The organism is Phenylobacterium sp. (assembly GCF_030681155.1).
Classification (GTDB): domain Bacteria; phylum Pseudomonadota; class Alphaproteobacteria; order Caulobacterales; family Caulobacteraceae; genus Phenylobacterium.
On sequence record NZ_JAUXXE010000033.1, the window covers coordinates 33,895 to 48,224 of the forward strand.

The window sequence follows — 14,330 nt, forward strand, 5'->3', positions numbered from 1 at the left end:
CTTGATGAAACGCTATTCAGCGAGCTGCTTTGGCGACTTGGCCAGGACATCGGCCGCCTCGGTATTGAGCGCCTTGCCGCCATGGCGCGGGACGGAGAACGGCTCTGGCGTCGGGGTGGCCATGTTGCCGCGCATGAGCCAGCGGCCTGCCTGGAGCCCCCCGGCGACCTGCAGTTCCAGGCGCTCAGTGTCGCGGCGACGGACGTCGCGGACGATCTCGGCGGCCTCCACCTCATCGACGCCGAGCTCGATCAGGGTGCGCTTGCCGAAGGTCAGGGCGGACTCGAAGGTTTCGCGAATCTGGAAATCGACCCCGGCCTCGATCAGCCGCAGGGAGTGCCCGCGGTCGAAGGCGCGAACCAGCAGCTTGGCCAGGGGGAACTCGGCCTTGACCAGTTCGACGATCTTGTCGGCGACCTCGGGCTTTTCCACGCAGACCAGGATCGCCTCGGCGGTGTCGGCCCCAGAGGCGCGCAGCACGTCGAGCCGGGTGCCGTCGCCGTAATAGACCTTGAAGCCGAAGGTGCTGGCGGCGCGGATCATCTCGACGTCGGTCTCGATGAGGGCCACCTCGATGCCGCGCGCCAGCAGCGGCTGGCTGACCACCTGGGCGAAGCGGCCAAAGCCGACCAGCAGCACACGGCCCTCCAGCCCGGCGGCGGCCTCGATGCCATCCATCGATTCCTTCGGCGCCGGCAGCAGCCGGTTCAGGACGATGACCACCAGCGGTGTCAGGGCCATCGACATGATCACGATTGCGGTCAGGGCGGCGCTGGTGCGCGCATCGAACACGCCGGCCGCGACCGCGGCCGAGTAGAGGACGAAGGCGAACTCGCCCCCCTGGGCGAACAGGGCCGCGCGCTGAATCGCCTCTCGGTGGCCGGCGCGGAACAGCCGCGCGACGCCATAGATGCCGGCCGCCTTGACGATCATGAAGGCCACGACTCCGGCCAGGATCAGACCCCACTCCGACACCACAACCGACAGGTCGAGCGACATGCCGACGCTGAGGAAGAACAAGCCTAGCAGGATGCCGCGGAACGGTTCGACGTCGGCTTCAAGCTGATGGCGGAACACCGATTCAGAGAGCAGCACCCCGGCCAGGAACGCGCCCATCGCCATCGACAGCCCGCCCCACTGCATGAACAGCGCCGTGCCCAGCACGACCAGCAGGGCCGCAGCGGTCATGATTTCGCGCGCGCCGGTGCGGGCCAGGATCTGGAAGAACGGATTGAGCAGCCAGCGGCCGGCGGCGATGACCGCGGCGATGCAGGCCAGGCCGATCAGCACGGCCATCCAGACCGGACGGCCGGTATCGACGGCCGGCCCGCTCATCGAGGCCATCAGCGCCACGAGCGCCAGTAGGGGCACCACCGCCAGGTCTTCCAGAAGCAGGATCGAGACGGCGCGTTGGCCGGCCTCGGTGGAGGTTTCGCCGCGCTCGTCGAGCATCTTCATGATCACGGCCGTGGACGACAGCACGAAACCGCTGGCCCCGATGATCGCGGCCTGGACCGGCAAGCCGCCAAGCATGGCGACGCCTGACAGCAATGCGCAGCAAAGCATTACCTGGGCGGCGCCCAGTCCGAAGATCTCCTTGCGGAGCGACCATAGCTTGGCCGGACGCATCTCCAGCCCGATGATGAACAGGAACATCACCACGCCCAGCTCGGCGACGTGGAGGATCGCCTCGGGGTCGGCGAACAGTTTGAGCCCGAACGGGCCGATGACCAGGCCGGCGGCCAGATAGCCCAGCACCGAGCCCAGGCCGAGCTTGCGGAACACCGGCACGGCGATCACCGCGGCGGCCAGCAGGGCGACAGCGTGCCCCAGGTTCATGCCCGCAGCCTCAGCCGCCATTCAAGCTCCAGTTCGCGTCGAAAGGCCGTCGCTGTGGCGCGGGACCTGGGCGTATGTGGTGTCAAAACCCCCACCCGTGCAACCGGGCGGGCGACGAGAGCGGGCGCTGAGCCCACTCTCTTTGCACAACGACCTCAGGGCGCCGCCAAAACGCGCCCTAAATCATCGCCCCGCCGGCCGGGGATCGGGCCAATCAGCCCGTATAGGGGCGCAGGATGATCTCGACCCGCCGGTTCTTGGCGCGACCTTCCTCGGTGTCGTTGGTGGCGATCGGCTGGCTTGAACCACGGCCGGCGACATAGAGCCGGTCGCGCAGCACGCCGCCCCGATTGGTCAGGTTGTCGGCGACCGCCAGGGCCCGGCGCTCGGAAAGCTGTTGGTTGTAGTCGGCCCGGCCGATGGAATCGGCGTGGCCGACGACGTCCACCAGGGTCTGTGGGTATTCGTTCAGGCTGCGGGCGACCGAAGCCAGGGTGTCGTAGAACTGCGGCTGAATGTCCGAGCGGTCGAAGCCGAAGGTCACGTCGCTGGGCATCTGCAGGACGATGTTGTCGCCCTGGCGTTGAACCTCGACGCCGCTGCCGGCCAGGTCGCGGCGGAGCTGGGCCTGCTGACGATCCATGTAGTTGCCGACCCCAGCGCCCGCCAAGGCGCCGACCCCGGCCCCGATCAGCGCGTTCTTGCGGCCCTGCTCGCTGCGGTTGGTGTTGGTGAGGTAGCCAAGCGCCGCGCCGCCCAATGCGCCGGCCAATGCGCCGGTGCCGGTGTTGTTGCGGACCTGTTGTCCGGTGTAGGGGTCCACCGTGGTGCACGCCGACATGGCGCCCGCGCCGAGGATGCAAGCCGCGAGGGCGGTCCAGTTACGCATTACTGATCTCCAGGTGATGGAACATCAGGTGCGAACGCCGTCGCTACGGTCAAGGTTCCCGGTTCGCCGGGGTGAAGGATCAAACGTGACGACAGCAGCGATCAAGCCGGTTTCATTCCAGCGCTTCGAGGCCGACTTCCAGGGCTTCTCCCAGGATCTTGGCGGCTCCTTCGCCCGCTACGGCTTCGCGGTCATCTCCGATCACGACCTACCGCAGGCGCGGATCGACGCGGCCATCGCCGCCGCCAAGGCCTTCTTCGCCCTGCCGGAGGACTTAAAGCGCAGCTATGTCGCCGGCGTGGGGGGGCAGCGCGGCTACACGCCGTTCGGCATCGAAACCGCCAAGGACGCCCAGCACTTCGACCTGAAGGAGTTCTGGCACATGGGGCGCGACCTGCCCGCCGGCCATCCATTCCGCGCCTTCATGCCCGACAACGTCTGGCCCGCAGAGGTCCCGGAGTTCCACACCGAGATCGCCTGGCTGTTCAACACGCTGGACGCCCTGGGCCGCCAGGTGCTGGAGGCCATTGCGGTCTATCTGAAGCTGGATCGCCACTTCTTCGACGCTACGGTCGATCACGGCAATTCGATCCTGCGGCTGCTGCACTATCCGCCGGTGCCGAAAGACGGCCCGAACATCCGGGCCGGAGCGCACGAGGACATCAATGTCATCACCCTGCTGCTCGGCGCCGAAGAGGCCGGGCTTGAGGTGCTGGACCGCGATGGCCAGTGGCTGGCGATCAATCCGCCCGCCGGCTCGGTGGTCTGCAATATCGGCGACATGCTGCAGCGGCTGACCAACCACGTCCTGCCCTCGACCACCCATCGCGTGGTCAATCCGGCCCCGGAGCGCCGCGGCTTTGCGCGCTATTCGACGCCGTTCTTCCTGCACTTCAATCCGGACTACGAGATCCGGACCCTGCCCGGCTGTATCGACGCGGCTCATCCCGACCGGGGCCTGGCGCCGATCACCGCCGACGAGTTCCTCAAGGAGCGCCTGCGGGAAATCAAGTTGCTCTGATTTGCTGCGCGAACGGCGATAGTTGAACGTGGTTCGCAAAAAGACGGAAATTTAACCCCCGCCACCCAATCTTCGGCCGCAAAAGAAGCCTGGGGGAGATCATGTCCAAGGAAGGACCGGCGCTGCTGGCCGAGGCCGCGCGCCTCGCGGCGATCGCCACCCTCGACCTGGACGAGTTGAAGCCGACCTTCGAACGGGTCGGCCGACTGGCCCGCGCCTTTACCAATCTCGACCTCGGCGACGTGGTGATGGTGGGCGCCAAGCGTAGCTGGCACGCCAGTGTCGGACCCGATTGGACCGACGAGCAGGTCTGCGAGGACCAGTCCTTCTCAGAGGTCGTAGTCCACGACGACGCCCTGCTTTGGGTCACCAACGCGCTCGAGGACCGCCGCTTTTGCGATCATCCGAACGTCGCCGGCGCGCAGGGAGTCCGCTTCTACGCCGGAGCGCCGATCCGCTTGGCCGACGGGCAACCGATTGGCGTGGTCTGCGTGGCCGCCGGTGAGCCTCGCCCCTATGATCAAAGGCTGGCGGACGTACTGATCGACCTTGCCGCCATCGCCTCCAACGAATGCTCGCGCCATCACGCTCAGCGCGACCTGGTGAAATTTGCTGGCGAGGCCGAAGCCGCCAACAAGGCCAAGAGCGAGTTCCTGGCCAATATGAGCCACGAGATCCGCACGCCCCTGAACGGGGTGATGGGCATCGCCGGGGCCTTGGCCAAGACCAGCCTGACCGCGCCTCAGGCCGAGATGGTCGAACTGATCGAGACCTCTGCCCAGACGCTGGAGGCCCTGCTCACCGACATCCTGGACCTGGCCCGCATCGAGGCTGGGCGCCTGGAGATCCGGCCCGAGCCCTTCGACCTCGTCACCTCGGTCAACGCCTGCGCGGCGCTGTTTGAGGCCAGCGCCCAGGCCAAAGACCTGGCGCTGATCGTCGAGATGGAGCCCTATGCTCATGGCTCTTTCGAGGGCGATGGCCCCCGCATCCGCCAGATCCTGACCAACCTGCTCGGCAACGCGGTGAAGTTCACCAGCCAGGGCGAGGTGAAGCTGCTGGTCGCCGCCCGGCGCGACGAGACCAGCACCCACCTGACCTTCACAGTTTCCGACACCGGCATTGGGTTCGACGAAGACACCCGCCAGCGCCTATTCGGCCGCTTCCAGCAGGCCGACGGCTCGATCACCCGGCAATATGGGGGAACGGGCCTGGGCCTGGCCATATCGCGCACCCTGGCCGAGGCGATGGGCGGGGACCTGACGGCGCATGCGGTCCCCGGCCACGGCGCCACCTTCGTCCTGTCGCTTGAGCTGCCCCGCCGCCACGGCGCGGTCGAGATGTGGGGCGACCACGAGGCGGGCCAGGCCGAAGAGACCGCGCTGGACGCCATGCGCGTGCTGCTGGCCGAGGATCACCCGACCAATCGCCGCGTCGTAGAATTGATCCTGGGGGCGGCGGGCGTCGATCTGATCTCGGTTGAAAATGGCGCTGAGGCGGTCGACGAGGCCGCGCGCTCGCACTTCGACCTGATCCTGATGGATATGCAGATGCCGGTGATGGACGGCCTGACCGCCATCGCCGCGATCCGGCGGCGCGAGGCCAAGCTTCACCGACGCACGCCGATCTACACCCTGACCGCCAACGCCATGCCCGAACACGCCGAGGCCTCCGCAAGGGCCGGCGCCGACGGCCACGTGACCAAGCCGATCACCGCCGAGCGGCTGCTGCACGTGGTCGAGATGGTCTGGTCGGAAAAGGTGGCGCGCGTCACGACGCCGGAACTCAAGGTCGCCGCGCTGGCCTGACCCTCAGATCCCCCCAGGGGGAACCTGTGAGCTACTTCGCGAAAATGCCCATCAGGGCAGGGCGGGCGAAGACGGCGGGCGCAGCCTTTTGGGTCACGCCATTGACCCAGAATCCCAGCTCGGCGCCGGCGTTCAGGGTGGCGTTCAGCATCTGGGCGGCGATGAACGGATCGACCGGCCGGATCGATCCCTCGGCGATGCCGTCCGAGATCATCGAGGCGAAGCGGTCGGAGACCCGGTTGGAGTGAGCGACCTGCTCCTCGCGAATTTCACTGGGCAGGGCCGAGAGGGCCGAGGTCCGAAGCAGCGGGCCGTATTCCGAGAGCTGGTATTCGGCCAGGGCGGCGGCGGCGCTGGAAATCCGCGCCCACTGATCGCCCTCGATGCCCATGGCCAGCCGCTGGACCCGGCGCATTACGTCGAAGGTGCGGTCGAAACAGGCCACCACCAGGTCATCCTTGGCGTCGTTGTGGTGATAGAAGGAGCCCTTGGTGACGTTCAGCTCGGCCGAAATCTTGTCCACCGACGCGCCGCGATAGCCGCGGCTGTTGATCAACCGGGTCGCCGCCAGCAGGAAGGTCTCGCGGCTCATCTCCGGGCCTTCGCGCGCCGCCAGGTCGGCCAGCGGGATCGGCGTCGGCTCCCAGGCCGCGCCCTCGGCCGCCAGCCCGCCGACCAGGATGTCGTACATCCGCTCCCGGATGCGGCCGTAATCTTCGGGATCGTATTTCGCCAACCAGACCGCGGCCCAGAACAATTGCTCCAGCAGCATGTGGGTCCGCGCCGTGCGCTTGCCGCGCCCGAGCCAGCCCAGTTCCGGGGTTTCGAACAGCCCGCGCACCTTGCGGAATAGGCGCATGAAGACTTCGAACACCTCCGTCCGCTGCGGATTGTTGAGCGCCCGGATGTCGGACAGGGCCGGCAGCTGCGGCGCTTCGCCGATCGCCGTCAGTCGCAGGCGCTCCAGATAAAGTTCCAGCAGCTTGTGCAGCCGCGCCTGCGGCGTGGTTTCCGCCAAGGCGGTGTCGACCGCCGCCAGCAGCCAATTCAGGCCGCGCATGATGCAGGCCGCGGCCAGATCGTCCTTGCGCTTGAAGTAGTAGGTGACGCTTGTGGTGGAGAGACCCACCGCCGAGGCGGCGACCGCGAGGGTGAGCCCCTTCACGCCATGCTGGTTCAACAGGATCGTCGAGGCGTCGAGGATGGCTTCGCGCTTCTTCTGGAAGCGGTCCGTCGATCGAGCCCCCTTACGTTCAGCCATAAGTTCCTGTCACTCCGCCCCAGCGCGGCCTCTGGTTCGAGGCCTTCGCTAAACTCTTAGTATCGAAAGCACCTTTCGGTGCAAAGCGCCCGCCTCTGGCTCAGCTTGACGCGAAGGGATAGGGCGAGATCGACTTGGTGAAATCGTCGACCGTCAGGGTGCGGTTGATCGGCTCGGCCGCGCGCTGTTTGCAGGCCGGCCGCTCGCAGATCCGGCAGGCCGGGCCGATGGCGGTGGCAACCGGCTCGCGCAGATCGATGCCGCGTGAATAGACCAGCCGCTCGGCGAATTTCAGTTCGCACCCCATGCCGATCGCCAGTTCGGAGTCATCGCCGGCATAGGAGGTGGCGATGCGGCTGACGCTGCGCGACAGGGTGAAGTAGCGCTGGCTGTCGGGCGTTTCGACGATCTGGGTGACGATCCGCCCCGGCGTCCGGAAGCTGGAGTGGATGTTCCAGCGCGGACAGGTGCCGCCGAACCGCGAGAACGGGAAGGTCGCGCCAGCGAACCGCTTGGAGATATTCCCCGCCGAGTCGACGCGCAGCATGAAGAACGGCACGCCGCGCGCGCCCGGTCGCGACAGGGTGGTCAGGCGGTGGCAGGCCTGCTCGAACGACACCCCGAACCGAGAGCGGATCAGTTCAATGTCGTAGGCCGTACGCTCGGCCGCCTCATGGAAGGCCGCGTAGGGCATCAGCAGGGCGGCGGCCAGGTAGTTGGCCAGCGAGACCTTCAAGAGGTTGCGGGTCGGACGATCGGGCGGCCCGGACCGATCGGCGATGGCGTCGAGCAGCGGACCGTATTCCAGCATGGCGAGCTGATAGGCGAGCGCGAACGAGCGCCCGGACCCGGTCAGCACCTCGGACAGGAACAGCCGCTTGCGGTGATGATCGTAGCGGCGGACGGATTCGGGCAACACATCGACCGGCACGATCCGAACCGTGACGTTGTGGCGTTTGGCCAGCCGCTCCCGAGCGGCCGCGGCAAAGTCGAGCGGCTCGTAGGCAAGCTGCGCCACCATTTCATCGGCGGCCTCCTCCAGTTCGGCGAAGTAGTTCTTCTGCGTCTGGATGAAGTCGCGCACCCAGTCCGAGGGCATGACGGCGGACCCTGCGGCCGCGCCCTCTTCCGGCCGGCCGATGGCGCCAAGATCGGTCAGCCGGCGCTGATCCAGATAGGCGCGGTAGAGTCGCACAATGGCCTCGGAGACGGCCGGGGCGCTGTCGGCGACCTCGGCGATCTCATGGCGAGCGACGCCCAGGTCGCGGAACATCTGGTCGGAGAACACCTCCGAAAGGCCCGTGGCGTTGGTCGATTCCGGGTCCGAAGACAGCGTCTTCAGGTCGAGATCGTAAGCCTCGGCCAACCTTAGAAGCACCTGGGCCGTGACCGGCCGCTGGTTGCGTTCCAGCAGGTTCAGATAGCTGGGCGAGACGCCCAGATCCTCGGCCATCCGCGTCTGGGTCAGACCAAGTTCGCGGCGCATGCGCTTCATGCGCGCGCCCAGGAACAGCTTGCGGTCAGTCGAGGGGGGAGCCATCGAGTCTGATTGTCACAGATTTACAATTGTGACAACGTCGTGTTGTGACAATTATGCTTTGTTGCACTTGATGAGCTCTTCGCTCCCCGCGCTGTAAGGGTTAGAGCAGGTCATGGCTTGTAAAAGCCGATCAGTTCAGGCTTCGGCCGGGGGAGCAGGTACCATGACCAAGGAACGGTTCTGGGTCGTTGGCGGCGAATATAGCTGCCTCGCCTTCACCAAGCTGAAGAACGGCGCGCCCCAGGTATTGGGGCCGTACGAGTCGCGTGACGAAGCCAAAGAAGTCTGGCGCAGGGTGTCCGATGAGACCCGCAGCAAGGCCACCACCCGCTTCGCGATCGCCTCGGAACAGCTGGTTCTTCCGGCCTGACGTCACGGGGCTAAAGCGCCCAGTTGTCTCTCCTCGAGCCCGTCCCGACCGCGAGGTCAGGACGGGCTCGCTTTTTATGCGCCGGGATCTGGGATGCGGGGCGCTCTACTCAACTCGTCGCGCCGGCCACGGCTAGGTTGCTCAGCCACGGACGAATGACATCGAGCAACTCGCCCGGAAGCTCCAACGGGATCATGTGCCCCGTGCCCGGGATAACCGCTAGCTGGGAGCCGGGTATGCCGGTGTGAAGCTCCGCGGCCTCATCCAAGCTACGCAGCCGATCGTCCGCGGCGGCGATAACCAAGGTCGGGCAATGAAAAGAGCCGAGCTGATCGGTATCCCCCGTGCGAACCAAGCTGGATTGACGCATGAACACGTCTCCGCCGAGCCTGACGCTCATGGCGCGAATACGAGCAATTAGCAGCTCATTCGCATGCGCTGATCCCAGGGACGACATGATCGCGCCGCGGCTTAGTCCGCCGAACTTGGATGAGCTGGGAGTTCGGGCGACGGTCGCCTTTCGCTGAGCTTGAACCTCTGTGTCGCCCCGCGACGAGGTGGCGATCAGGATCAAACCCATGACCCGCGTCGGCGCCAGCCGCACCACCTCGCGCGCGACGTAGCCCCCCATGGAAAAGCCGATCAGGACGAACTGCTCAGGGGCGTCTTTGAGGAGCCGCTGCGCCATGCCTTCGATGGTTGCGTCGCGCGATAGGTCCGCATGGGAGAGGCTGCCGACCTGAGCCAAATCCTCGGCGACATCGGCCCAGAGGTCATCGTCCAACATGTAGCCGGGGACGAGAACAATGTTCATGACACGCCGCTGATCCGACTGAGATGGGTCAACCGAAAGCGCGAACCCAGCGCCGCTGATGGCCGGCGCGGGGCCGGCCATCATTGGTCGATGGGCGAAAACTAGTCCCTACTTCTGGACCCAGGCGCCGGAGGTGTTCTGGTAGAACTCGCCCGGCTTCAACAGCCCTTGCACCACCGAACGGAACGCCGAGGCGCCGGCGGCGGCGGGGGTGACGCCGTTCTTGGCGGCGGCTTGGGCGTACAGTTGACGACGCCCGGCGTTGATCTCGGCCACGGCGGCCTTCACATCGCCGCTGGCGGCGCCGGCGTTCACGAAGCCCAGGAAGCCGTCAGCCTGCTCGCCCACCACGCCGGCCGCCTTGGCGGAATCGACGGCGGCCTTGGCCGAGGCGGGGTCTGCGAGGGCCGCGCCAGCCAGGGTGAGGCTGCCGACCACGGCGGCGACAGGCGCCATCAGTTTGAAGAAGCTCATGGTCATACCCCTTAGAACAGGTTCGGATTCTGCTGGATCAACGCCTTGACGTCATCGTCGAGGCGGAGGCGCACATCGGCGTCCAGCTTGGCGTAGATCGTGATCGGCGCAACCTCCACCCGCACGGTGGGCGCACAGGCGCTCAGGAAGGCCACGCCAGCCAAGGCGGCCGCGGCGGGAAGAGCTCTATTCATACGGTTCTCCAAAATCACGGCCTCAAGAAGCATAGCCAAGGTGGTCCGTCACGGCTGAACCGCTTGTGAACCGCGCAGCGCCTGATAGTCGGCGAAGTCCTTCAGGAGCTGATCCATGTTCAGCGAGGTGTCCAGGGTCAGGTCCACCTTGGTGCCTGACGGCAAGGGCAGCGCCTTGTTCATGAAGTCCCGGCGGATCAGTTCCATGACGGTCAGGCGGATTTCCTGCTTCTGGGGCGGGGTGTGCTCGCCCTTGATGTGCAGCAGGACGCCCAGCCGCCCATTGTCGAGGCTGTTCACCTCGGCGTCGAGTTGCTCGAAGGCCAGATGCTCCATGGCCTGGTAGGCGAACTCGCTGAAGGCGTTCACTTCGCCCGGGGCGGTGTCGGCCTGAGCCAACGGCACCTGCACGGTGTCGACCGCGCCGCTGATGACCGCCTGGGCCGGCGTGGTCGAAACCGGGGTCAGGGCCTCGCGCAGGATCGAAAGGCGCCCAGGCTCAATAGCCGCCAGGGTACCGCCGGCCACCCGCACCCCTTCGGGCGTCACCTCGAACGGCACGCGGCCGGTCAGGCGGGCTTCCAGGTCCACGCGGTCGCCGAAAGGCGAGGCCTCGACTAGGTCCTTGACCTGCACGCCCTGGAAATTGAGCACGCCCTTCCACGAGGCGCCGGCTTTGAACGGCAAGGTGAAGGGCTCGAAGGCCAGGTTCCCGCCCCCGACCGCAAGTTGCGCGCCCTCGACGGTCAGGCCCTCGCTCGCCAGGCCGAACTTGATGTCGACGTCGGTCAGGGGAACCAGGGTGTTGATCGCCTCGGCCTTGAGGCTCTGACCCGGCGCGGCGGTCGGCGGGATCAGGCTGGTGAAAGCCACCTGGCCGGTCAGGCCAACGACCGGCCCCATCGGGCTGACGAAGTCCATCCGCTCGACGGTGAGCGTGCCGCCGCTGGAAGACGTATCTGGTCCCCAGCCGATATGGCCGTCGAACCTCGCGCGGCCTGTCGCCGGCGAGGCCACAATGGCGGCCATGGGCGAGATATTGACCGGCTGCAGCCCGCCTTCCTCGAAGACCAGCATGCCGGTATCGAAGGCCAAGGTCCCGCGGCCGTCGGCCCGGTGGCGCAGATCGGCCTGGCCGAGCTTGCGGCCGGCCAGGTCGCTGACGCTGAGATCGCCGGTCCAGCCGCCGTTCACGGCGCGCACCTCGCCAGAGCCCCGCACCGGGCGGAACCGGGTCTCGGCCGCCAGATCGTCGATGCGGGCGCCGGCGATCCCGACGCGGCCGCTCATCGCTGCGCCCTTGCCGCGCAGATCGACCAGGGCGGAGGCCTCGGAGACCCTGGCCTCGAACGCCGGCAGGGCGGCGGCGGCCTTGACCACCTCGCCGCGCAGCCGCCATGCGCCGTTCTGCATGGAGAACAGCGGCGCGCCTTTGACCGGGCAGAGTTCGGCGGCGACCTTGTCCAGATCGTTCTCGCCAAGTTCGACATGGGCCGCCGTGATCGGGGCGCAGGCGCTGGCCGTGAAGTCGAGCGCGCCGTTCGCCAGCCGCAGGTCGCCGGCTTCCTCGAACGTGGCGTCCTGCACCGGAGCAAAGCTGCCGGCCACCTTGACCTGACCGCTGGCGACCAGGCCGTCCGGGGTCAGCCGGTAGCTGCGGGCGTTGACGCTGGCCTCAGGCAGGCCACCGCCCGAAACCTTGAGGTCGAAGGCGCCCGCGCCATTGGCGTAGATCGCGCCGCCCGCCCGGTAGAGCGAGGCTTCGCCGCCGCTGTCGGTGCGAATCTTGGCCGGCACGCCGAGGCGAACCGACACTTCCTCGCCCGAGGTGCTGATGGTCAGGGAATTGGCGGTGAACTGGAAGCCCGAGGCCGCCTTCTTCAGGGCCGCCGTCGCCGGATCGTCACCAGAGCGGGCCGGCCCCAAGCCGGACCAGGCGCCACGCGAGGCCAGCGAGCCCCGCAGCGCAAGGTCCAGCCGCCTGTCGTCAAAGGCCACCAGCCCGCCGAAGTCGGCGCGGGTGTTCTTCAGGGATAAATCCCCGGCCTGGGCCGAGGCGGCGGTGATCAGGGTGGTGACCTCGCTGGAGATCACGTCGCCCGCCGAACGGGTCCAGCGCAGATCGCCGACGCTCGCCTGAGCCTGGACACCGCGCGCCTCAACGCCGGCGCCGCTCAGCCCGGCGGCGCTGGCCTCAAGCGAGCCATCGCCGGCCAGGGCCAAGGTCTCGAACCAGCCCGTCGACGAGCCGTCGAACTTGGCCAGCAGCTTGAAATCCTGCAGCCGGCGATCCCCGGCGCTCAGGGCCGCGCCGTCGAGATCCAGCCGCGCGATGACCTTGCCCTCGCCGCGCTTCTTCTCGAAGTCGGGATAGGGTCCCTGGACCGAGAACCGCAGATTGCCGCTGGTCGCGGCCACGCCGCCGACCGCCAGATCCTTGACCGGCGCGGTGAGCAGGATGTCGACCCGGTTGCGATTGGTGATCAGCAGGAGCTGCGAGGGACCGGTCGAGGCGCTGAGCCCCTTGCCCTTCAGCACAGCCGGATCGAAGCGGGCGTCGAGCGCCATCAGCTTGCCGTGCTCCATCCGGCCATTGGCGCGGGCGGTGAGCGGGCCATAGTCGGTGGCCAGACGGACGACGCCCTCGCGGACCTCGATCCGCGGCTTCGGCGCCCCGGCCTGCGGAGGCCGCTTGGCGAATTCCTCGATCAGCGGATCGAGCGAGCCGAGGCTGAATTTGCCGCCCTTCAGGCTGGCGCGCACGATCGGCCGGTGCAGCGTGACCGAGGCGACCTCGATCCCAAGCGGCCGCCCGGCCCAGAAGCCCGTAAGCCCATAGTGGATCTCAACCAGATCGGCGGTGACGTCGGGATCGCGCTCGGCGCCCACGCGGACCCGCGCGGAAAAGCCGCCGAATTCGAAGCGTCGGAACTGCACCTCGGCGGGAATGCCGCGGGCCTCCAGCCAGCCGATCAGGATCTCGCGGGCGATGATCCGGCGGGTGACATAGACGCTGGTCCCGGCCACGACAGCGACCAGGGCCACGACGGCCAAGGCCGTGCGCCTTCGCCGCCACCGGCGTCGGGTCGCCCTGGGCGGCGGGGAAGGATCGGTATCGGAATCGGTCAAACGGGACGACGTCGGCTGCTTTGGGTCAGGTCATAACGCAAAACAGCCGAAAGCGTGGCCGTCCGGAAGTTTTAAAGTCCGCCGAGGGTCGCCAGGGCGACGCCACCGTCCACCGCAATGGTTTCGCCGACCACATAGTCGCCGGCGCGGCTGGCCAAATAGATCGCGGCCGCGGCCATGTCCTCGTCCCGACCGATGCGGCGCGAGGGGATGCGCTTGGCGATTTCGTCACCCTGGTCGCGGGCCACGCGGTTCATTTCCGAGGCGAAGGCGCCGGGCGCGATGCCGGTGACGTTGATCGAATCCTTGATCAGCTCGGCGGCCATACGGCGGGTCAGATAGATCAGACCCGACTTGCTGGCATGATAGGAATAGGTCTCCTGCGGATTGAGGCGGATGCCGTCGATCGAGCAGATATTGATGACCTTGGCCGGTTGGTCGTGGCTGGCGGCGGCCTTCAAAGCGCCGTGCAGGGCCTGGGTCAGGAAGAACGGCGACTTCAGGTTCAGGTCCATGACCTTGTCCCAGCCGCTTTCCGGGAATTCATCGAAGGGCGCGCCCCAGGCCGCGCCGGCGTTATTGACCAGGATGTCGAGCTTGGGCTCGGCGGCGCTCAGCCGCTTCGCCAGGGCCTTGCAGCCCTCGACCGTCGAGACGTCCTGCGGCAGCGAGATGCAATTTTCGCCCAGCTCGGCGGCCGCTTCGTCGCAGGCCCCGGGCTTGCGCGACGAGATGTAGACCTTGGCGCCTTGGTCGATGAAGCCCTTGGCGATCATCTTGCCGATGCCGCGCGAGCCGCCGGTGACGAGAGCCACCCGGCCCTCCAACGAGAACAGTCCCTGAGCCATGTCTTGCTTCCCCTAAGGTGATCGTTGGTATCGCTTATGGACCCCCGTTCGGCGTCCGGAAACCCAGAGGATTTTTGACTCGCGCCGGCTTGGCGGGGCCTATAAACAACCGTTTGAATCGAGGGTGGCCACGTCCACGAGCC

General features: G+C 67.1%; 12 protein-coding genes. 3 read left to right on the plus strand and 9 right to left on the minus strand.

Going from position 1 to position 14,330, the window contains the following annotated elements; translation table 11 throughout:
- Positions 1–12 precede the first annotated feature (12 nt).
- Both Q8M13_RS08155 and Q8M13_RS08160 read right to left on the minus strand, forming a co-directional pair.
- Positions 13–1,860, minus strand: coding sequence for a monovalent cation:proton antiporter-2 (CPA2) family protein (locus Q8M13_RS08155; RefSeq protein WP_305299295.1), 1,848 nt, complete (start codon positions 1,858–1,860; stop codon positions 13–15).
- Between the two features lie 193 nt (positions 1,861–2,053).
- Complete coding sequence (locus tag Q8M13_RS08160; protein WP_305299296.1) at positions 2,054–2,728, minus strand: OmpA family protein; 675 nt, start codon at positions 2,726–2,728, stop codon at positions 2,054–2,056.
- Positions 2,729–2,813: 85 nt separating this feature from the next.
- Between Q8M13_RS08160 and Q8M13_RS08165 the strand changes: the two genes are divergently transcribed.
- Together Q8M13_RS08165 and Q8M13_RS08170 are read left to right on the plus strand one after the other, a co-directional pair.
- Positions 2,814–3,749 carry an isopenicillin N synthase family oxygenase gene (locus tag Q8M13_RS08165; protein WP_305299297.1) on the plus strand — a complete coding sequence of 312 codons (936 nt, stop codon included), beginning with the start codon at positions 2,814–2,816 and terminating at the stop codon, positions 3,747–3,749.
- A 101-nt stretch (positions 3,750–3,850) separates the two neighbouring features.
- Entirely contained in the window at positions 3,851–5,557 is a 1,707-nt protein-coding gene (locus Q8M13_RS08170) for a GAF domain-containing hybrid sensor histidine kinase/response regulator (protein ID WP_305299298.1), read from the plus strand.
- Positions 5,558–5,588: 31 nt separating this feature from the next.
- On the opposite strand, the gene Q8M13_RS08175 is transcribed toward Q8M13_RS08170, so the two are convergent.
- Together Q8M13_RS08175 and Q8M13_RS08180 are read right to left on the minus strand one after the other, a co-directional pair.
- A complete protein-coding gene (locus tag Q8M13_RS08175; RefSeq protein ID WP_305299299.1) occupies positions 5,589–6,818 on the minus strand; it encodes a TetR/AcrR family transcriptional regulator in 1,230 nt (409 codons plus the stop codon).
- Between the two features lie 100 nt (positions 6,819–6,918).
- Positions 6,919–8,358: a short-chain fatty acyl-CoA regulator family protein gene (locus Q8M13_RS08180; RefSeq protein ID WP_305299300.1), complete on the minus strand. Its 1,440-nt coding sequence runs from the start codon at positions 8,356–8,358 to the stop codon at positions 6,919–6,921.
- A 163-nt stretch (positions 8,359–8,521) separates the two neighbouring features.
- Between Q8M13_RS08180 and Q8M13_RS08185 the strand changes: the two genes are divergently transcribed.
- Positions 8,522–8,728, plus strand: a complete 207-nt coding sequence (locus Q8M13_RS08185; RefSeq protein WP_305299301.1) for a hypothetical protein — start codon at positions 8,522–8,524, stop codon at positions 8,726–8,728.
- Positions 8,729–8,837: 109 nt separating this feature from the next.
- Here the strand turns inward: Q8M13_RS08185 and Q8M13_RS08190 are convergent, their stop codons facing one another.
- The 5 genes from Q8M13_RS08190 to Q8M13_RS08210 all read right to left on the minus strand — a co-directional run bounded on the left by Q8M13_RS08190 (position 8,838) and on the right by Q8M13_RS08210 (position 14,187).
- On the minus strand, positions 8,838–9,542 hold the full coding sequence (locus tag Q8M13_RS08190) for an alpha/beta fold hydrolase (protein ID WP_305299302.1): 705 nt from the start codon (positions 9,540–9,542) through the stop codon (positions 8,838–8,840).
- Between the two features lie 108 nt (positions 9,543–9,650).
- Entirely contained in the window at positions 9,651–10,016 is a 366-nt protein-coding gene (locus Q8M13_RS08195) for a YdbL family protein (protein WP_305299303.1), read from the minus strand.
- Between the two features lie 11 nt (positions 10,017–10,027).
- Complete coding sequence (locus tag Q8M13_RS08200; protein WP_056736326.1) at positions 10,028–10,210, minus strand: YnbE family lipoprotein; 183 nt, start codon at positions 10,208–10,210, stop codon at positions 10,028–10,030.
- Between the two features lie 48 nt (positions 10,211–10,258).
- On the minus strand, positions 10,259–13,255 hold the full coding sequence (locus Q8M13_RS08205; protein WP_305299357.1) for a YdbH domain-containing protein: 2,997 nt from the start codon (positions 13,253–13,255) through the stop codon (positions 10,259–10,261).
- Between the two features lie 155 nt (positions 13,256–13,410).
- Positions 13,411–14,187 carry an SDR family oxidoreductase gene (locus Q8M13_RS08210; protein WP_305299304.1) on the minus strand — a complete coding sequence of 259 codons (777 nt, stop codon included), beginning with the start codon at positions 14,185–14,187 and terminating at the stop codon, positions 13,411–13,413.
- Positions 14,188–14,330 lie beyond the last annotated feature (143 nt).